Here is a 19369-nt window from a genome sequence, read left to right as displayed (position 1 = left end):
TCCTCACGAGGTGACGGCGACCGGCTGCGCAGTGGCGGCCAGCAATCGCTTGATTTCCGGGACGCAGGAGCCGCATTGCGTGCCGCAGCCCAATTCTTGTTTCAAACCCTGCAGGTCCAGACCGCGGCTAATGCCGGCGCAGACCGCGCTTTGGCTGACGTCTTTGCAGTTGCACAGGGTTTTGTTACCGATGGCCGGCGTACTGGTGTTGCCTGGCGGTGCGCTCAGCGGTGCCAGTAGCCAGCGCCGCAGCTGTTCGTCAGCGCGACCTTCCAGCCACAGGCTTTGCAGCCAGTGTTGGGCAAGGGTTTCGCCTGCCAGACGAATCGCGGTGATCCGGCCGTTCTCGATCCGGACGCGTTTGCCGATGGAGCGCCGTGGGTCGTCGTAGGCTAAAACCGGGCCGTCGTTGAGGTCCAGGCATTGATCGATATCACGCAGCAGTTGCGGATCCGGCGCGCAGGCGCTGGCAGCGCGTATCAGAAGCGCGGGTCGTTCGCGGCCGGCCAAGCTGAGGCTGGCGTAGGAAAACGCCTCACAGAGCGGTCGTAGCGTCTCAAAATGCTGTTGAACATCGCCCTCGATCAGGGCGAACAGGTTCCACGGCAGTTGCATCGGTTCCAGACGCACGCCGCTGTGCTTGAGTTCGGGCTGTTTCGATAGCGGGTCGAAGGCGGGAAGAGTGAGGGTATTTACGCCACCCTTGAGGAAGCGGTCACCCCAATGCATGGGCAGAAAAGCCTGACCGGGTCGCACGCTGTCGTCACCGCCGACGGCGACAATCACCGCGCCACGGCGACTTTTCAGGCTGACCAGGTCGCCCGATTGCAGCCGATGCCGGCGCAGTTCATCCGGGTGCAAACTCAACACAGCTTCGCTGACATGGCCAAATAGCTGCGCGGCGGTGCCGGTGCGGCTCATGCCATGCCATTGATCCCGCAGGCGGCCGGTGATCAGGGTCAGCGGGAAGCGCGCGTCGCGCTGTTCCTTGGCGGCGCGGTACGGGTCGGCCACGAATTGCGCACGTCCACTGGCTGTCGGGAAAACTCCGTCCAGGTACAGCCGGGCCGTACCTTCGCTGGCGCCAGTGGGGAAGGGCCATTGCTGCGGGCCGAGGCGGTCGATCAGTTCATGACTGATACCGGACAAGTCCAGATCACGCCCGCGGGTCAATTGCTTGTACTCGTCGAAGACCTGCGCCGGATTTTCAAAGGCAAACAGGCTGATTTGCCCGGGACGCAGATATTTTTCCAGGCGCTGTGCGAAATCCACGGTGATCGCCCAGTCAGAGCGGGCTTCGCCGGGTGCGAAAATCGCCCGGCGAACGTGGGAAATGCGCCGTTCGGAGTTGGTCACCGTGCCGTCCTTTTCGCCCCAACTGGCGGCAGGCAGCAGCAGGTCAGCGAAGGCGGCGGTTTCGGTGGTGCGGAAGGCTTCCTGCAACACCACGAACGGGCAGGCTTCCAATGCTGCGCGCACGGCGGTTTGATCCGGCATTGATTGCGCGGGGTTGGTGCAAGCGATCCACAGCGCCTTGATCTTGCCGCTGCGCACCTCTTCAAACAGTTCAATGGCGGTAAGCCCGGTGTTTTCGGGGAGTTGTTCAATGCCCCAATAGGCTGCCACTTCCGCGCGATGTTCGGCATTGGCGGCCTCGCGATGGCCTGGCAGCAGGTTCGACAAGCTGCCGGTTTCGCGGCCACCCATGGCATTTGGCTGACCGGTCAGGGAGAAAGGTCCTGCACCGGGGCGGCCGATTTGCCCGGTGGCCAGGTGCAGGTTGATCAGTGCGCTGTTCTTCGCGCTGCCGGCGGTGGACTGGTTCAAGCCCATGCACCACAGCGACAGGACGCTCGGCGAGGTGCCGACCCATTTGGCGCATTGCTGCAGTTGCTCGACACTGATCCCGCAGAGCTGCGAAACCATCTGCGGCGTGTAATCGCGCACCAGGTTTTTCAGTTCGGCCAAGCCTTCGGTGTGGGCCTTGATGAAGTCGCGGTCGACCCAGTCTTCCCACAGCAGCAGGTGCAAAATCCCATGGAACAAGGCGACATCGGTGCCTGGCAGAATCGCCAGGTGCAGGTCAGCCAGATCGCAGGTGTCGGTACGACGCGGGTCGATGACGATTACTTTCATCTGCGGCCGCCGGGATTTCGCTTCCTCCAGGCGGCGGAAAAGTATCGGGTGGGCGTAGGCCATGTTGCTGCCGACGATCATCACGCAGTCGCTCAATTCCAGGTCTTCGTAGCTGCACGGCGGTGCGTCGGCGCCCAGGCTGCGCTTGTAACCGACTACTGCCGAAGACATGCACAGGCGCGAATTGCTGTCGATGTTGTTGGTGCCTACCAGCGCTCGCGCCAGTTTGTTGAAGGCGTAGTAATCCTCGGTCAGCAATTGCCCGGAGATGTAGAACGCCACGCTGTCCGGGCCGTGTTCGGCGATGGTCTCGGCAAAAACGCTGGCGGCATGATCGAGGGCGGTGTCCCAGTCGGTGCGGCTGCGGGCCAGGTCTTTGCCCAGGCGCAGCTCGGGATACAACGCCCGGGCGGCGAGGTCGCCGGTCAGGTGTAATGTAGAGCCTTTACTGCACAGTTTGCCGAAGTTGGCCGGGTGGGCCGGATCGCCGCTGACGCCGAGAATGCGCTCGCCGTCATGCTCGATCAGCACACCGCAGCCGACCCCGCAGTAGCAGCAGGTGGAAGCGGTGATCTGGTTCATCAGCTTGCTTCCCGCAGGGCCAGCAACACACGGCCATTCTCGACCCGTGCCGAATGGTGGTGAGCGCAGCCGATGTCCGGGGCCTGGGCTTCGCCGGTTTCCAGGTCGATCTGCCAGTTATGCAGCGGGCAGGCGACCCGTTTGCCGTAGATCAAACCTTGGGACAGTGGCCCGCCCTTGTGCGGGCAGCGGTCATCGAGTGCGAAAACCTCATCGTCGCTGGTACGAAAAATCGCGATGTCACCCTTCGGGCCGGCGATGATCCGGGAGCCGAGGGCATTGATTTCTTCCAGTGCGCAGATATCCAGCCAGTTCATGCCGGCACCTCCAGGTTCTTCACTGCGATGACGTCGAATTCTTTCTTCAGCAACGGTTGTTCCAGGCGTTCCTTCCACGGGTCCTGTTCGAACGACAAGGAGAATTGCAGGCGATCGTTGAGCGCCTTGCGCCGCTCCGGGTCTTCCAGCACGGCTTTCTTGATGTGTTCCATACCGACCCGTTGCAGGTAATGCACGGTGCGTTCGAGGTAGAAAGCTTCTTCGCGATAGAGCTGCAGGAACGCGCCGTTGTATTCACGCACTTCTTCGGCGGTCTTGAGCTTGACGAAGAATTCTGCGACTTCGGTTTTGATCCCGCCGTTGCCGCCGATGTACATCTCCCAGCCCGAATCCACGCCGATAATTCCGACGTCCTTGATGCCCGCTTCCGAACAGTTGCGAGGGCAACCGGAGACGGCCAGTTTCACTTTGTGCGGCGACCACATGTTGAACAGGTCGTGCTCAAGCTCGATGCCCAGTTGCGTGGAATTCTGGGTGCCGAAGCGGCAGAACTCACTGCCGACGCAAGTCTTCACGGTGCGGATGGATTTGCCATAGGCGTGGCCGGATGGCATGTCGAGGTCCTTCCAGACGCCCGGCAAGTCCTGCTTCTTGATCCCCAGCAAATCGATACGCTGACCGCCGGTGACCTTGACCATTGGCACGTTGTATTTGTCGGCAACATCGGCAATGCGTCGCAGCTGCGAAGGATTGGTCACACCGCCCCACATCCGAGGGACTACAGAGTACGTGCCGTCTTTCTGAATGTTGGCGTGGGCGCGTTCGTTGATCAGGCGCGATTGCGGGTCGTCCTTGGCTTCGCCCGGCCAGGTGGAAATCAGGTAGTAGTTGAGCGCCGGGCGGCACGTGGCGCAGCCGTTCGGCGTGCGCCAGTTCAAATAGCTCATGGTGCCGGCGATGGTCAGCAGGTGCTGCTCGCGGATGGCCTGGCGGATTTGCCCGTGGTTGAGGTCGCTGCAACCGCAAATGGCTTTTTCGCTTTTCGGTTTAACGTCTGCTGCGCCGCCCACGGTGTTGATCAGGATCTGTTCCACCAACCCTGCGCAGGAACCGCAGGAGCTGGCGGCCTTGGTGTGTTTCTTGACGTCGTCGACGCTGAACAGCCCGTGTTTCTGAATCGCCTTGACGATGGTGCCTTTGCACACACCGTTGCAGCCGCAAACTTCGGCGGTGTCGGCCATGCTCATGGCTTTGTCCTGACCCTGGTGTCCTACATCGCCTAAAGCATTTTCACCGAACATCAGGTGATCGCGGATCTGCGCGATGTCGTGATTCTCACGGATCTGCCGGAAATACCAGCCACCGTCTGCCGTATCGCCGTACAGACAGGCCCCGACCAGCACGTCATCCTTGACCACCAGTTTTTTGTAGACCCCGCCGATAGGGTCGGAGAGGGTGATGGTTTCGGTGCCTTCGCCGCCCATAAAGTCGCCGGCGGAGAACAGGTCGATGCCGGTGACTTTCAATTTGGTCGACGTCACCGAGCCTTTGTAGGTGGCGAAGCCCAGTTGGGCGAGGTGGTTGGCGCAGACCTTGGCCTGTTCGAACAGCGGCGCCACCAGGCCGTAAGCGATGCCGCGGTGGCTGGCGCATTCGCCGATGGCGTAGATGCGCGGGTCGTAGGTTTGCAGGGTGTCGTTGACCAGAATCCCGCGGTTGCAGGGGATGCCGGATTTTTCCGCGAGTTCGGTGTTGGGGCGAATACCGGCGGCCATCACCACCAGGTCGGCGGGGATGATGTCGCCGTTCTTGAATTCAACCGAGCCGACCCGGCCACTGCCGGCATCGTGCAGGGCTTGGGTTTGCTCGCAAAGACGAAAGTGCAGGCCGCGGGCTTCCAGGGCAGTTTGCAGCAACTGGCCGCTGGTTTTGTCCAGTTGCCGTTCCAGCAACCATTCGCCAATGTGCACCACGGTGACGTGCATGCCGCGCAGCATCAGGCCGTTGGCGGCTTCCAGACCGAGCAGGCCGCCACCGATCACAACGGCGTGCTTGTGGGTTTTCGCGGTGTCGATCATTGCCTGGGTGTCGGCGATGTCGCGGTAGCCGATCACGCCGTCCAAGGTGTTGCCGGGGATCGGCAGGATGAACGGCGTCGAGCCGGTGGCGATCAGCAGACGATCATATTCGGCCTCGCTGCCGTCTTCGGCGATGACCCGGCGTTTGACCCGGTCGATCTCCACCACTTTGCGGTTGAGCAGCAGCTTGATGTTGTTGTCCAGGTACCAGTCCAGATCGTTGAGCACGATCTCTTCGAAAGTCTGTTCGCCGGCCAGTACGGGTGACAGCAGAATGCGATTGTAGTTGGTATGAGGTTCGGCGCCGAAGACCGTGATGTCGTACAGCTCATTGCTCAGCTTGAGCAGTTCTTCCAGGGTGCGAACCCCGGCCATGCCGTTGCCGATCATCACCAGTTTTAGTTTTTTCATCAGGTTCTCCGGGGAGCTCGGACCCGCCTCATCAGGGCTTTCAGGTCTTGCTCGACAAATTTTGCGCAAACAAAAAAAGGCGTCCCGCTAGTTGCCTAGCGAGGACGCCTTTGTCCTTGTCCCGTTCTCTCGGGCAGCGCAGCCTTCTACGTTGAAGGCTGGGCTTTATGTATGGTGAGAGAGGTAATGCAGTGGTTGTGCCAAGTGCTTCAGATGCCCGAATTTGCTGGGGTTGGGTCGCGGTCTAAAACCGAGGTCCGTGATTTATTGCACCGAATCAACGCGCATTGCCCATTAATGGAGCGCCAAAACCAGCAGCACCAGGTTCACCAGCAACGACACCAGCGCCAAGGTCCGCCAGACCTTCAACGGTTCGCGCTCCAGCAGCGGTCTGGGTCGCACGCTCAAACTGCGCCGCTCGCCTTGTTCCAGCAGCAGCAACCATTCTTCCGCCGTTTCAAAACGTTGACCCGGATCCGCCGCCACGGCGCGCTCGAGACTTTGCGCAATCCATTCCGGCAGATCGGGTCGATAGCGACTGGCGCTGACAGGAACCCCGAACCGTGGGCGCTGGAAGGCTTCGATTTCGCCGTAGGGATAATGCCCGGTGAGCAGGAAATATAGGGTCACGCCCACGGCATACAGATCCTGTTGCGGTGTCGGCGCTTCTCCGCGAAAGGCTTCCGGCGCGATATAGCTGGGCGTTCCGGGCAGGGCAGAAGGCTGGTCTTCGGACAGGCCGGGGCAGTAGGCGAGACCGAAGTCCAGCAGGCGTAATTCGCCGTCGTCCCCCAGCAGCAGATTCTCCGGTTTGATATCGCGATGGAGAATCTGCCGTCGATGCAGCATGCCAACGGCTCGCAGCAGGCGTTCGGCCAGATCCTGCCATTGAGGCAGAGGCAGCGGTCCGACATCGGCGTGCAGCTCCGCCAAGGTGGATCCGGAATATTCCCGCATCACGTAGTACAAATGCTGACGCTGACTGGCGGCATGGACTTCAGGGAAATGCCGCCCGGCCACGCGCTTGAGAAACCATTCTTCTGACAGCAACGCCTGCCCTGCGAGGTGATCGTCACGCAGCGCGCCCGGCAAGGTTTTCAGCAGCCAGGGTTGTTGTTGGCCATCGCGCACTCGATAGAGCAGCGACTGCTGGCTCTGGCCGAGTATCCCTTCGACCTGCCAGCCTTCGAAAGCCTGACCTGCTTTCAAGGCTGGCGGCAGTGGCCATTGCTGCAAATGAATCAACGCATCGCCGATGCTCGTTTCACCGAGGGCATCGACCCGCACCAGCAAGGCGCTGGCGTTGTCCTGGCTGCCGGCCAGATGCGCCGCACTGACCAAGGTCTGCGCAGCGCTGTTCAAATCCGGTTGATCGCGCAGAATTGCCGCAATCGCGGTGTCGCCCAGCACGGCCCAAATGCCGTCGCTGAGCAGTACGAAACTTTCGTTCAACCGCAGTTCGCCATCGAGAAAATCCAGCACCAAATGCTGATCGAGCCCCAACGCTCGCTTGAGCACATGCTGCATGCCCGGTTGGTCCCAGACGTGATCCTCGCTGACCCGTTGCAAGTTGTCGGCGTGCCAGCGATAAACCCGGCAATCGCCGACATGGGCCAAGGTAAAACGCCTACCGCGCATGACCAAAGCACTGACAGTGGTGAGCAACGGTTGCCCACCGCCATTGGCCTGCAACCAGCGATTTTGTGCCAGCAGCAGACGATCCAGTGCCTGCGCGACGCCCCAGGTTTCCGGCGTGACGTAGTAATCCAGCGCCAGGGCCTGCAACGTCGAGCGGGCGGCGAGGCCACCATCGGCGCACTGGCTGACGCCATCGGCGATGGCGAACAGGTAACCCTTGCTCGCCGCCAGCGCCGGGGCTGGCGTCACCAGGCGCAGGGCGTCCTGATTCTCCTCGCGAGGGCCAATGGCACTCGCTTCGGCAAAACTCAGTTGCAGGCTCATTGAGGTCTCAGACCCGAGCGGCGGTCACGGCTGCCGAACCCCAGGTGGTTCTCCAGCGACGTTTCACGCCGTGCAGACCGAACCAGGCCAGAACGCCAAGGCTGGCGAACAACCACAAGGCCAGTTGATAACTGCCGGTGCTTTGCTTGATCGCGCCCATGCCCGCAGCCAGTGCAAACCCACCGATACCGCCGGCCATGCCGATCAAACCGGTCATCACACCGATCTCCCGACGAAAACGCTGCGGCACCAATTGGAAAACAGCGCCGTTACCGGCACCCAAACCGAGCATGGTGCAGACGAAAAGTGCCAGTGCCGCGTAGGAACTCGGCAGATTGAAACCCACCGCTGCGATGCAGACCGCTGCCACCGTGTACATCCCCAAGAGGGTGCGAATGCCACCGAAGCGGTCGGCCAGAGCGCCGCCCAACGGACGCATCAAGCTGCCACCGAACACACAGGCGGCGGTGTAGTAACCGGCGGTCACCGGGCTCAGGCCATATTGGTCGTTGAAATAGCCGGGCAGGGCGCTGGCCAGGCCGATGAAGCCGCCGAAGGTCACGCTGTAGAAAAACATGAACCACCAGCTGTCGCGGTCGCCCAAGGCCTTGAAGTAGTCGGACATGGACTTGGCTTTCGGCCGCTCTGGCGCGTTTTTGGCCAGCCAGGCGAAGACGATGATGGTCAGGATCAGCGGGATCAGCGCGAAGCCGAACACGTTGCTCCAGCCAACCGCAGCCGCCAGCACAGGGGCGATCAGTGCGGCGAGCACGGTGCCCGAGTTACCGGCACCGGCGATGCCCATGGCTTTGCCTTGGTGCTGGGGTGGATACCATTGCGAGGCCAGCGGCAGGGCGACGGCGAAGGACGCGCCGGCCATGCCGAGGAACAGGCCCAGCACCAGCGCTTGTTCGTAACTGTGGATGCCGAGTTTCCAGGCGCCAAACAGGGCACAGATGACGATCACCTGGCCAATCAGCCCGGCGGTTTTCGGCGACAGGCGATCAGCCAGCAAGCCCATTACAAAGCGCAATACCGCCCCGGCCAGAATCGGCGTGGCCACCACCAGTCCACGCTGTTGGGTGGTCAGGTGCAGGTCGGCGGCGATCTGCACTGCCAGTGGGCCGAGCAGGTACCAGACCATGAAACTCAGGTCGAAATAGAGGAAGGCCGCGAACAATGTCGGGGTATGGCCAGATTTCCAGAAGCTTGAATTCATCGCGCACCTCAGCTGTTAGGAGTCTCGAGAAGGAGTCATGAGCTTGCAGGTGGGGCGCCGCATCGGCCGCACCACCGGCCCCGGTCTGTGGGGCCAAAACAAAAAAACGCCGCCACCGGATTCGCCAAAAGGCAAATGAGGTGAGCGACGTCTTTGTCGTAGGTGGGGCAACCGCCGTTGGTTACCTGTAGCGATTACTTTGCGAGATCTGTGCCATGTTCAGGATGATCGTTCAGCCAAGTAGCTCACTCATGGCAATGATCTGCTCCGCCACCTGAATCAGCTTCTGCTGACGGCTCATGGCCTGGCGGCGCATCAGGGTGTAGGCCTCTTCCTCGTTGCAGTCCTTCATTTTCATCAGCAGCCCTTTGGCCAGCTCGATGCGTTTGCGCTCGGCCAGTTGCTGGTCACGGGCGTTGAGCTGGGCTCGCAGGGCCTGGTCGCTTTCAAAACGCGCCATGGCCACGTCGAGAATCGGCTGCAAGCGCTGTGCGTGGATGCCTTCGACGATGTAGGCACTGACGCCGGACTTGATCGCCTGACGCATCACATCGGGGTCATGTTCATCGGTAAACATCACGATCGGCCGCGGTTGGTCGCGGCTCACCAGCACCACTTGTTCCATCACATCGCGGCTCGGTGACTCGGTATCGATCAAAATAACGTCCGGACGCACTGTTTCGACGCGTGCGGGCAGGTCGATGGTCAGGCCCGACTCGTCGATCACCTCGAACCCGGCTTCGGTCAAGGCCGCTTTCAGGCGACCGACTTTCTTCGCGGTGTCGTTGATCAGCAGGATACGCAACATATTCGCAGTCTCCTGTCAGCGGCTGGCGAGAAGGGGCGAGCTGTCGCTCATGGCGTGCAGCTTGAAGCTGCGGGCATAGCCGGCGGGGTCCAGGCCATCCCAGACCTTGCCGTCGATCAACTGGCTGCTGCGCATTTGCTGATCACTAGCGGTCACACCTACAGCGGTGGCGGCCTCTCGATACAAGTCTAGTTGCTGGACCTGACGGGCCACGCCGAGGTAGTCCGGGTCGTCGCGCAACAAACCCCAGCGGCGGAACTGGGTCATGAACCACATGCCATCGGACAGATACGGCAGATTGACCTCGCCATCACCATGGAAGCGCAGTGCGTGCGGGTCTTGCCAGCGATTACCCAGGCCATCGGCGTAGTCACCGAGCAATCGCGGTTCGATGCAGTCGAGCGGTGCGTCGAGGTATTGCGGGGCACTCAACAGCTTCGCGGTGCTGCGGCGATTCTCGGTGCTTTCTTCGATGAAGCGGCTGGCCTCCAGAATCGCCATCACCAGCGCCCTTGCGGTGTTGGGGTATTGCTCGACAAAGGCGCGGGTGCAGCCGAGGACTTTTTCCGGATGATCGGGCCAGATAGTCTGGGTGGTTGCCATCGTGAACCCCAGATTTTGCTGCACCGCGCTGGCGGACCATGGCTCGCCGACGCAGAAGCCGTCGATGCGCCCGGCTTGCAGGTGCGCGACCATTTGCGGCGGCGGCACCACCACGCTGTCGACGTCCTGCAACGGGTGGATACCCTGACTCGCGAGCCAGTAATACAGCCACATGGCGTGGGTGCCCGTAGGAAATGTCTGGGCGAAGGTGAGTTTTGGGCGACTTTGGTGCACGTGCCGGTCCAGTGCTTCAGGACTGGTCACTCCCAGAGCCTGCAAGCCATGGGAGAGATTGATGCTCTGGCCATTCTGATTCAGGCCCATGAGCACCGCCATGTCGGTCGGCGCGACACCGCCGATGCCCAAATGCACGGCGTAGATCAAACCGTACAGGCTGTGGGCGGCATCGAGTTCGCCACTGACCAGTTTGTCCCGAAGGTTGGCCCAGGACGACTGGCGCTTGAGGTTCAGGGTCAGGCCATAAGGTTGGGCGAAGCCCTGCGTGGCCGCGACCACTACCGAGGCGCAGTCGCTCAGGGCCATGAAGCCAAGGTTGATTTCGGTCTTTTCCGGGGCATCGCTGCCGTTGACCCAGGCCAGGGGGCCCGCTGTGGTTTCATTCATGGCTAAACACCTTCCAAAAAAAAGCGTCGTCCCAGACCTTCAAGCGAGCAAGGCCGGGTGACGACGCCATTGTCTTTCGACTCATCCCGCCGTTGGCATGAGTGCTGATAGGTGTGCTGGTGCAAGGCATATGCCATCGCTCGCTGATTTTGTCGCGCGCCTCGCCTGCAACCCCGATGCCCGGCTATAATCGCCGCCTCATTTCGCCGCCATTCGAGTCAAAGCCGCCCATGTACACCCTGGCCCGTCAGCTGTTGTTCAAACTTTCCCCGGAAACCTCCCACGATCTGTCCCTGGACCTGATCGGCGCGGGCGGACGTTTGGGCCTCAACGGCTTGCTGTGCAAGGCGCCGGCGAAAATGCCGGTGACCGTCATGGGCCTGGACTTCCCGAACCCGGTGGGCCTGGCGGCCGGTCTGGACAAGAACGGCGCGGCCATCGACGGTTTTGCGCAACTGGGTTTTGGTTTTGTCGAAATCGGCACCATCACCCCGCGTCCGCAGCCGGGCAATCCGAAGCCACGCATTTTCCGTCTGCCGGAAGCCGAGGCGATCATCAACCGCATGGGGTTCAATAACCTCGGCGTCGATCACCTGCTGGCCCGAGTGGCGGCAGCCAAGTTCAAGGGCGTGCTGGGCATCAATATCGGCAAGAACTTCGATACCCCGGTTGAGCGGGCAGTCGACGACTACCTGATCTGTCTGGACAAGGTCTATGCCCACGCCAGCTATGTAACGGTCAACGTCAGTTCGCCAAACACCCCGGGCCTGCGCAGCCTGCAATTCGGCGATTCGCTGAAGCAACTGTTGGCCGACCTGGCGACGCGCCGCGCAGAACTGGCGCTGCGCCACGGCAAACATGTACCACTGGCGATCAAGATTGCGCCGGACATGACCGACGAAGAAACCGCTCAGGTCGCGCAAGCGCTGATCGAAACCGGGATGGACGCGGTAATCGCCACCAATACCACCCTGAGCCGCGTCGGCGTTGAAGGCATGGAGCATGGTGACGAGGCGGGCGGCCTGTCCGGCGCACCGGTTCGCGACAAGAGCACCCACACCGTGAAGGTGCTGGCGGCCGAGTTGGCCGGTCGCTTGCCGATCATCGCCGTGGGTGGCATCACCGAAGGCAAGCACGCGGCTGAGAAAATCGCTGCGGGCGCCAGCCTGGTGCAGCTCTATTCCGGCTTCATCTATAAAGGCCCGGCGCTGATTCGTGAATCCGTAGACGCAATAGCAGCCCTGCGCTGAGGGCTTTTGTGGCAAGGGGGTTCATCGCGAAGTTTAGAACAGGCATAAAAAAGGGCTCCTCGAAGGAGCCCCTGGGCCGAAGCCCGCCGCCCGGATGGGGCGTGCGTGGTAAGTCGTTACGTAATCAGATTGTCGTGTCGGAGTGTGTGCCCTGTGTTAGCCGACGGCGTGAAGTTCGTTGAGTCTATGGATTCCCGCAGTGCCGGTCATACCGTCCCAGTTGTCGCCGCGTCCTTCTCGCCAGCCGTTAATCCAGGCTTGGCGTACCGACGGTAGAGTAAATGGGCAAAGCTCACGGGATTTGCCACCAACGCCATATTGATATCCGCGCAAAAATGCTCTTTCCAACGGATCACGCTTAAGTCTTCTCATAGGGTGTTGCCCTCACTTGTTGACTGTATTTATCGCGTCGACCTCAATTGAGGTCTGGCAGAAAAACTCCTGCCGTTGGGGCTCGCTGCCGGCGTCGCGAGCCAAGGTGTTGACGTCATTGCGGCGTCAACCTGTATTGAGTTCTAACCAATGCGTCACATCGAGGGAATGATCGTTTTGTCATAAGGACGTAACGATAAAGATGGTATGGCGATAAGTAACACGATGTTGTCCCGTGTTTATTGGCAAAACCCCGGTATGATCAGCCCCGCGCTGCATGATGGGGTTAATCCTTTAGTGAGAATGCCTCCTGTTGAGCAGGGGGACTATTCGACGAAGGGTCGCCTTATGACATTTTGTTGCATCAACTTTTTTATCTGTCTTTGCATCTAAGCTCTTTTAACCCGAGCTTGCAGGGGTGGGACGGCACACCTTCGTGCCACGCGGGCGCTCTTTTAGAAAAGCGCCTGATTGAAAACCGGGCCGGCAATGCGTTGCCGGTTCACTTAGCTAAAGGCTCTGAGACTCCAATGTCCGATCAATTCGAAATCTTCCTCACCTGCCCTAAAGGCCTTGAAGGCCTGCTGATCGAGGAAGCCGTCGGGCTTGGCCTTGAAGAAGCACGTGAGCACACCTCTGCCGTGCGCGGCATGGCCACCATGGAAACCGCTTATCGCCTGTGCCTGTGGTCGCGTCTGGCGAACCGGGTGTTGCTGGTGCTCAAGCGTTTCCCGATGAAGGACGCCGAAGACCTTTATCACGGCGTGCTGGATATTGAGTGGCAAGACCACATGCTCAACGACGGCACCCTGGCCGTGGAGTTCAGCGGTCACGGCTCGGGCATCGACAACACTCACTTCGGCGCCTTGAAGGTCAAGGACGCCATCGTCGACAAACTGCGCACGCCGCAGGGCGATCGTCCGTCCATCGACAAGCTCAACCCGGACCTGCGCATTCACCTGCGCCTGGACCGTGGCGAAGCGATCCTGTCCCTCGACCTCTCCGGCCACAGCCTGCACCAGCGCGGTTATCGCTTGCAGCAGGGTGCGGCGCCGCTGAAGGAAAACCTCGCGGCCGCGATCCTGATCCGTTCCGGCTGGCCACGCATTGCGGCCGATGGCGGCGCGCTGGCTGACCCGATGTGCGGTGTCGGTACGTTCCTCGTCGAAGCCGCGATGATCGCCGCCGACATGGCGCCGAACCTGCGTCGCGAGCAGTGGGGTTTCACGGCCTGGCTCGGTCACGTCCCGGCCCTGTGGAAAAAGCTTCACGAAGAAGCCACTGAACGTTGCGCGGCCGGTCTGGCCAAGCCACCGCTGTGGATTCGCGGTTACGAAGCCGATCCGCGCCTCATTCAACCGGGCCGCAACAACGTTGAACGTGCCGGCCTGAGCGAGTGGATCAAGATCTACCAAGGCGAAGTCGGGACGTTCGAGCCGCGTCCGGACCAGAACCAGAAAGGCCTGGTGATCTGCAACCCGCCGTACGGCGAACGTCTGGGTGACGAAGCGAGCTTGCTCTATCTCTACCAGAATCTCGGCGAACGTCTGCGTCAGGCCTGCCTGAACTGGGAAGCCGCGGTATTCACCGGCGCCCCGGACCTGGGCAAGCGCATGGGCATCCGCAGCCACAAACAGTATTCGTTCTGGAACGGCGCGTTGCCGTGCAAATTGTTGCTGATCAAGGTCACGCCGGACCAGTTCGTCACTGGCGAGCGTCGCACCCCGGAACAGCGTCAGGTCGAGCGCGAACAAGTTCAAGCCGAAGTCGAAGTCGCAGACAACGACGTAGCACCTGGCAAGTACGAGAAGTACAACAAGAACGGCAACCCGATCAAACCGGCACCGGTGGTGATCGAGCAGCCGCGCTTGAGCGAAGGCGGGCAGATGTTTGCCAACCGCCTGCAAAAGAACCTCAAGGCCCTCGGCAAGTGGGTCAAGCGTGAAGGCATCGACTGCTACCGCGTCTACGATGCCGACATGCCGGAATATTCGATGGCCATCGATCTGTATCAGGATTGGGTCCACGTCCAGGAATACGCCGCGCCGAAATCCATCGATCCGGAAAAAGCCTCGGCGCGCATGTTCGATGCCCTGGCTGCCATTCCGCAGGCCCTGAACATCGACAAGAGCCGCGTGGTGGTCAAACGTCGCGAGCGTCAGAGCGGCACCAAGCAGTACGAACGCCAAGCGGCACAGGGCAAGTTCGTCGAGGTCAACGAAGGTGGCGTGAAGCTGCTGGTGAACCTCACGGATTACCTCGACACCGGGCTGTTCCTCGATCACCGCCCGATGCGCATGCGGATTCAGAAAGAGGCGGCCGGCAAGCGCTTCCTCAACCTGTATAGCTACACCGCAACCGCCAGTGTTCACGCAGCCAAGGGCGGCGCGCGCAGCACCACCAGCGTCGACCTGTCGAAAACCTATCTGGACTGGGCGCGTCGCAACTTGTCGCTGAACGGTTTCTCCGAGAAGAACCGTCTGGAGCAGGGCGACGTTATGGCCTGGCTCGATGCCTGCCGTGACGAATACGACCTGATCTTCATCGATCCGCCGACGTTCTCCAACTCCAAACGCATGGAAGGGATCTTCGACGTGCAGCGTGACCAGGTGCAATTGATCGACCTGGCCATGGCGCGTCTGGCCCCGGGCGGTGTGTTGTACTTCTCCAACAACTTCCGCAAGTTCCAGCTCGAGGAAAACCTTGCCGAGCGTTATGCGGTCGAGGAAATCACCGCCCAGACCATCGATCCGGATTTCGCCCGTAATGGCAAGATCCACCGTGCCTGGAAAATCACGGCTCGTTGACACTTGAAGGGATTGGATCCACAGAGCCTTGATTTTTAAAGGCTCTTGGCTTCTTTCTGTGCTGGTCAAATTGATGGCTAATAGCTATAACTCAACGCATGGCCAATGGGCTTTCCCGCACCTGGCGTTTTGAGTTGCGTCTATGTCGTTGCACGCCGTGCGCCCGAAGATCCTGGGTTTTATCAGTGAAGATGTCTCGGCCTGGCTGGTCGCACTGCTGGTATTGGTTGTCGGCGGAATTCTCACGGGATTGCTGGCGTGGTCGACGCTGAATCTGTTCCACCATCAATTGCGGCAACGTTTCCAACTGCTGGCCAGTGAACGTTACAGCCGTATCGAAGAACGCTTCGAAGATCAGGAGCAGCGCCTCGATGGCCTGCGCCGGTTCTTTGCCAATTCCGATTCGGTCTCCCGCGCGGAATTCGACGGTTACACCCAACCGCTGCTGCACCGGACTCAGGCCTATTCCTTCGCCAAGCGGGTAACCGGTGCCGAACGAGCGGAATTTGAACGTCAGGTGCGTGCAGAGGGTTTACCCGAGTTCACCCTGCGCGAACTCAATGCCGACGGCCAGCTGCAACTGGCGGCTGAACGGGAGGAGTACGTGGCGGTACTTTACAGCCAGACCCAAAGCAAACTGGGTGCGCCGCTGGGCTACGACTTACTGGCTCAACCCTTGCGCCGTTCCACCCTTGAACGGGCCGATCAGCACGGCGACATGGCGGTATCACAGCCGATGCATCTGGTCAGTATCGAACCGGCCTATGCGCGCGGCGTGCTGCTGGTCGCACCAGTGTTGCTGCGCAAGGCGGGGGTGAAACCGTACGGTTATGTCATGGCCGTGATCAGCATGCGTCAGTTGCTGGCGGACGGGTTGCCGGACGCTGGCCGTGACTATCTTTCGGTGCGCATCCTCGACTTATCCACAGACGATCAGCACGAAGTTCTTTATGAGTCCCCCAACACGCCGGCCCCCAGTGAGTTGGCCGCGACCCGGCTGCTGCGGCTTGCCGACCATGACTATCAAGTCGACATTCAGCCCAGCGATGCCTTCCTGCGAGCCAATCACTCTTCGGTGACCACCCTGGTGGTGCTGGGCGGCTTGCTCAGTCTGTTGCTCAGTGCCTTGCTCTATGTGCTGGTCAGTCAGCGTCAACGGGCGCTGAAAATGGTCGAGCAACGGACACAGGAACTGCGCGCCCGTGAGCAGGAGTTGCGCGGCACCCATGGCCAGTTGCGCGGCGTGCTGAATGCCGCGACCCAGGTGGCAATCATCGCCACTGATCTGCGCGGGGTTATCCAAACCTTTAATGCCGGAGCCGAGCAAATGCTTGGCTACACCAGCGCCGAAGTGGTGGGCCACATGACCCTGGAAAACCTGCACCTGCCTCGAGAACTCCTGGCACGCTCGGCGGAGTTGAGTGCGCGCTATGGCAAACCGATTCCGACCTGCCAGGCGATGTTGGTCGAGGGCGGCGAGGAGGGCGGTCACGAAGCGCGGGAATGGACGCTGCTGCGTAGCGATGGCAGCCATTTGACGGTGAACATGCTGGCGACCCCGGTCCTCGACGAGCAAGGTTTGTGGGTCGGGCACCTGGCGATCTGTATCGACATCACTGAACGCAAGCGGGTTCACGAGGCCCTGGCGGCACGGGACCTGTTGCTGAAGAAACTCAGCGCCCATGTGCCCGGCGGGATCTACCAGTTCAAAATGGAATTCGATGGGCGCTTCAGCGTGATCTACGCCAGCGACGGTATTCGCGAGATCTACGAACTTGAACCGGATGTGCTGTTGTTCAACGCCGAAGCGATTTTCACGCGGATTCATCCGCAGGACACCACCCGGGTCCGCGCTTCGATCCGGGCGTCGGCGGACACCCTCAGCCCTTGGCGCGAGGAATACCGCGTGCAGCTGCCTCTGCGCGGCCTGCGTTGGGTTCGTGGCGAGGCGACACCGGAGGAATTGCCCGGTGGCGGCGTGCTCTGGCACGGCTATGTCTCGGACATTTCCGACTTGAAACGGGTGGAAGAAGAACTGCGGGCGCTATCGATCACCGACTCCCTGACCGGGATCCACAACCGCCGCTATTTCCAGGAACGCCTGACCACCGAAATGGTCCGGGTCGAACGCGGTGGTGGCGAACTGTCGGTGATCATGCTCGATATCGACCACTTCAAACGTATCAATGACCAGCATGGCCACGCTGTCGGCGATCGGGTTTTGCAGATCGTGTGCGAACGCATCGGCCATCGGCTGCGCCGCACCGATGTGTTCTGTCGCCTGGGTGGCGAGGAGTTCATGGTGCTCTGCCCGGATATCAACGGCGAGCATGCCCATGTCCTGGCCTTGCAGCTATGGCAAGGGTTGCGCAGTTCGCCGATCGAAGGCGTCGGGACAGTGACCGCCAGTTTCGGGATTGCCAGTTGGCGAGTCGGGGAGGGCGCGGATGCGCTGCTGCTGCGGGCGGATTCGGGGGTGTATGCGGCGAAACTGGCAGGACGGGATCGGGTAGAAGGAGAGATGAGCTAGAGCTGCATGCTCCCCCTGTGGGAGCGAGCTTGCTCCGGGCGGCGCTCCGACGATGAGGCCCTGACATTCAACATTGATGTTGACTGTCACACCGCTATCGCGAGCAAGCTCGCTCCCACATTTGATCTCCAGTGACTGGAGGTTCGGGGTTACAGCACCGAAGCCGTTTCCGGCAGTTTCGGCTGGCGATACAGGTCCAGCAGCACTTGATCCAGCACCGACGATGCGCCAAACGGTGCCTTGTCGTTGAGGATCGCCACCACCGCCCAGGTATTGCCGTTGATGTCGCGGCTGAAGCCGGCAATCGCCCGCACGGTATTCAAGGTGCCGGTCTTGACGTGGGCTTCACCGCGCATCGCAGTAGTCTTCAGGCGTTTGCGCATGGTGCCGTCGGTGCCGGCAATCGGCATTGAGCTGATGAACTCGGCCGAATACGGGCTTTTCCAGGCCGCTTGCAGCATGCCGGCCATTTCACGCGCACTCACCCGTTCCGCACGGGACAGGCCGGAACCGTTTTCCATCACCAGGTGCGGCGCGGTGATGCCTTTCTTCGCCAGCCACTGACGCACCACACGCTGTGCAGCCTTGGCATCGTCACCGTCGGCCTCGGTGCGGAACTGCGCACCCAGGCTCAGGAACAGCTGCTGGGCCATGGTGTTGTTACTGTATTTGTTGATGTCGCGGATGATTTCCGCCAGGTCCGGCGAGAAGGCCCGAGCCAGGACCTTGGCACCTTTAGGTGTTGGCGCCAGACGGTCCACGCCCTGAATGCTGCCGCCCAGTTCCTTCCAGATCGCTCGCACGGCGCCTGCGGTGTAGGTCGCGTGGTCGAGCAGCGACAGGTAAGTCTGGGAACTGCAGCCCTCGCCCAACTGGCCGCCAACCGTCACGGTCACGCTGCCATCGGCCTGGGTCACCGGGTTGTAACGCACGCCACCGGTGCATTGCTTGGAGTTGACGGCTTTGACCTGGTTTTCGATGCGAATGGTGGCAATCGGCGGTTCCACCGACACCAGCACCCGGCCGTTGTCGTTGCGCGCCACAAAGCGCAGGGCCTTGAGGTTGACCATCAGCGCGTCAGGTTTGACCAGGAACGGCTTGTTATCGTCATTGCCGTCGTCGTTGAACTGCGGCAATTGCGGCTGTACGAAGAAATTGCGGTCCAGCACCAGGTCGCCGGTGATTTGCGTCACACCGTTGGCGCGCAGGTCGCGCATCAGCAACCAGAGTTTTTCCATGTTCAGCTTCGGATCGCCGCCACCCTTGAGGTAGAGGTTACCGTTGAGGATGCCGCCGCTGAGCGTGCCGTCGGTGTAGAACTCGGTTTTCCACTGGTGGTTCGGGCCGAGCATTTCCAGCGCCGCGTAAGTGGTGACCAGTTTCATGGTCGAGGCCGGATTGACGGAGACGTCAGCGTTGAAAATGGTCGGGGTGCCAGGGCCGTTGAGCGGGATCATCACCAGCGACAGGGCGTTGTCCTGCATCTTGCTGGCCTTGAGGGCTTTTTCAACGTTGGGCGACAGCGCGGTGTTGATCGAAGCGGCGGAAACAGAGAAGGCCAGAGGGAGCAGGAAACCGGCCAGTAACAATGGACGCAAAGATTTGATCATGTGAAATAAAACCCTACAGCCGAGGGGGAAAAAGACGAGGGCATGAAGATAAATTCCCTCAGTGGTCATGAAAGTGTCGGCATTATGCCCCAAGGTGTA

12 protein-coding genes are annotated in these 19369 nt (G+C 60.8%); 3 read left to right on the top strand and 9 right to left on the bottom strand.

Going from position 1 to position 19369, the window contains the following annotated elements; translation table 11 throughout:
• Positions 1-3: 3 nt before the first annotated feature.
• The 7 genes from ACA056_RS19810 to ACA056_RS19780 form a co-directional block, all read right to left on the bottom strand.
• Positions 4-2718, bottom strand: a complete 2715-nt coding sequence (locus ACA056_RS19810; RefSeq protein ID WP_497267129.1) for a nitrate reductase — start codon at positions 2716-2718, stop codon at positions 4-6.
• Positions 2718-3035: a nitrite reductase small subunit NirD gene (gene nirD / locus ACA056_RS19805; protein WP_008146292.1), complete on the bottom strand. Its 318-nt coding sequence runs from the start codon at positions 3033-3035 to the stop codon at positions 2718-2720. Before nirD ends, ACA056_RS19810 begins: the two co-directional genes overlap by 1 nt.
• Positions 3032-5485, bottom strand: coding sequence for a nitrite reductase large subunit NirB (gene nirB / locus ACA056_RS19800; RefSeq protein WP_497267127.1), 2454 nt, complete (start codon positions 5483-5485; stop codon positions 3032-3034). The genes nirD and nirB overlap by 4 nt, the downstream gene beginning before the upstream one ends.
• 294 nt (positions 5486-5779) lie before the next feature.
• Entirely contained in the window at positions 5780-7447 is a 1668-nt protein-coding gene (locus ACA056_RS19795) for a bifunctional protein-serine/threonine kinase/phosphatase (protein ID WP_497267125.1), read from the bottom strand.
• A 7-nt stretch (positions 7448-7454) separates the two neighbouring features.
• On the bottom strand, positions 7455-8666 hold the full coding sequence (locus ACA056_RS19790; protein WP_497267123.1) for a nitrate/nitrite transporter: 1212 nt from the start codon (positions 8664-8666) through the stop codon (positions 7455-7457).
• 232 nt (positions 8667-8898) lie between these two features.
• The gene (locus ACA056_RS19785) at positions 8899-9474 is read right to left on the bottom strand and encodes an ANTAR domain-containing response regulator (RefSeq protein ID WP_008146285.1); all 576 of its coding nucleotides are present in this window, start codon (positions 9472-9474) and stop codon (positions 8899-8901) included.
• A gap of 15 nt (positions 9475-9489) precedes the next feature.
• Positions 9490-10701 carry a CmpA/NrtA family ABC transporter substrate-binding protein gene (locus tag ACA056_RS19780; RefSeq protein ID WP_497267120.1) on the bottom strand — a complete coding sequence of 404 codons (1212 nt, stop codon included), beginning with the start codon at positions 10699-10701 and terminating at the stop codon, positions 9490-9492.
• Positions 10702-10931: 230 nt separating this feature from the next.
• Between ACA056_RS19780 and ACA056_RS19775 the strand changes: the two genes are divergently transcribed.
• Positions 10932-11951, top strand: a complete 1020-nt coding sequence (locus tag ACA056_RS19775; RefSeq protein WP_134421785.1) for a quinone-dependent dihydroorotate dehydrogenase — start codon at positions 10932-10934, stop codon at positions 11949-11951.
• Positions 11952-12107: 156 nt separating this feature from the next.
• On the opposite strand, the gene rmf is transcribed toward ACA056_RS19775, so the two are convergent.
• Complete coding sequence (gene rmf, locus ACA056_RS19770; protein ID WP_003223300.1) at positions 12108-12323, bottom strand: ribosome modulation factor; 216 nt, start codon at positions 12321-12323, stop codon at positions 12108-12110.
• 530 nt (positions 12324-12853) lie between these two features.
• Between rmf and rlmKL the strand changes: the two genes are divergently transcribed.
• On the top strand, positions 12854-15130 hold the full coding sequence (rlmKL, locus tag ACA056_RS19765) for a bifunctional 23S rRNA (guanine(2069)-N(7))-methyltransferase RlmK/23S rRNA (guanine(2445)-N(2))-methyltransferase RlmL (RefSeq protein ID WP_497267118.1): 2277 nt from the start codon (positions 12854-12856) through the stop codon (positions 15128-15130).
• 142 nt (positions 15131-15272) lie between these two features.
• Complete coding sequence (locus ACA056_RS19760) at positions 15273-17660, top strand: sensor domain-containing diguanylate cyclase (RefSeq protein ID WP_497267116.1); 2388 nt, start codon at positions 15273-15275, stop codon at positions 17658-17660.
• Between the two features lie 149 nt (positions 17661-17809).
• Here the strand turns inward: ACA056_RS19760 and dacB are convergent, their stop codons facing one another.
• Positions 17810-19270, bottom strand: coding sequence for a D-alanyl-D-alanine carboxypeptidase/D-alanyl-D-alanine endopeptidase (gene dacB, locus ACA056_RS19755; protein WP_497267114.1), 1461 nt, complete (start codon positions 19268-19270; stop codon positions 17810-17812).
• Positions 19271-19369: the final 99 nt, after the last annotated feature.

The sequence above is a fragment of the Pseudomonas sp. LBUM1666 genome (genome assembly GCF_059695775.1).
This window is presented reverse-complemented; position numbering and strand designations above follow the sequence as displayed.

Excerpts from the sequence above, each read along its gene's own strand:
- ACA056_RS19810 (WP_497267129.1), bottom strand. The coding sequence starts at position 2,718 with ATGAACCAGATCACCGCTTCCACCTGCTGCTACTGCGGGGTCGGCTGC.
- nirD (WP_008146292.1), bottom strand. The coding sequence starts at position 3,035 with ATGAACTGGCTGGATATCTGCGCACTGGAAGAAATCAATGCCCTCGGC.
- nirB (WP_497267127.1), bottom strand. The coding sequence starts at position 5,485 with ATGAAAAAACTAAAACTGGTGATGATCGGCAACGGCATGGCCGGGGTT.
- ACA056_RS19795 (WP_497267125.1), bottom strand. The coding sequence starts at position 7,447 with ATGAGCCTGCAACTGAGTTTTGCCGAAGCGAGTGCCATTGGCCCTCGC.
- ACA056_RS19790 (WP_497267123.1), bottom strand. The coding sequence starts at position 8,666 with ATGAATTCAAGCTTCTGGAAATCTGGCCATACCCCGACATTGTTCGCG.
- ACA056_RS19785 (WP_008146285.1), bottom strand. The coding sequence starts at position 9,474 with ATGTTGCGTATCCTGCTGATCAACGACACCGCGAAGAAAGTCGGTCGC.
- ACA056_RS19780 (WP_497267120.1), bottom strand. The coding sequence starts at position 10,701 with ATGAATGAAACCACAGCGGGCCCCCTGGCCTGGGTCAACGGCAGCGAT.
- ACA056_RS19775 (WP_134421785.1), top strand. The coding sequence starts at position 10,932 with ATGTACACCCTGGCCCGTCAGCTGTTGTTCAAACTTTCCCCGGAAACC.
- rmf (WP_003223300.1), bottom strand. The coding sequence starts at position 12,323 with ATGAGAAGACTTAAGCGTGATCCGTTGGAAAGAGCATTTTTGCGCGGA.
- rlmKL (WP_497267118.1), top strand. The coding sequence starts at position 12,854 with ATGTCCGATCAATTCGAAATCTTCCTCACCTGCCCTAAAGGCCTTGAA.
- ACA056_RS19760 (WP_497267116.1), top strand. The coding sequence starts at position 15,273 with ATGTCGTTGCACGCCGTGCGCCCGAAGATCCTGGGTTTTATCAGTGAA.
- dacB (WP_497267114.1), bottom strand. The coding sequence starts at position 19,270 with ATGATCAAATCTTTGCGTCCATTGTTACTGGCCGGTTTCCTGCTCCCT.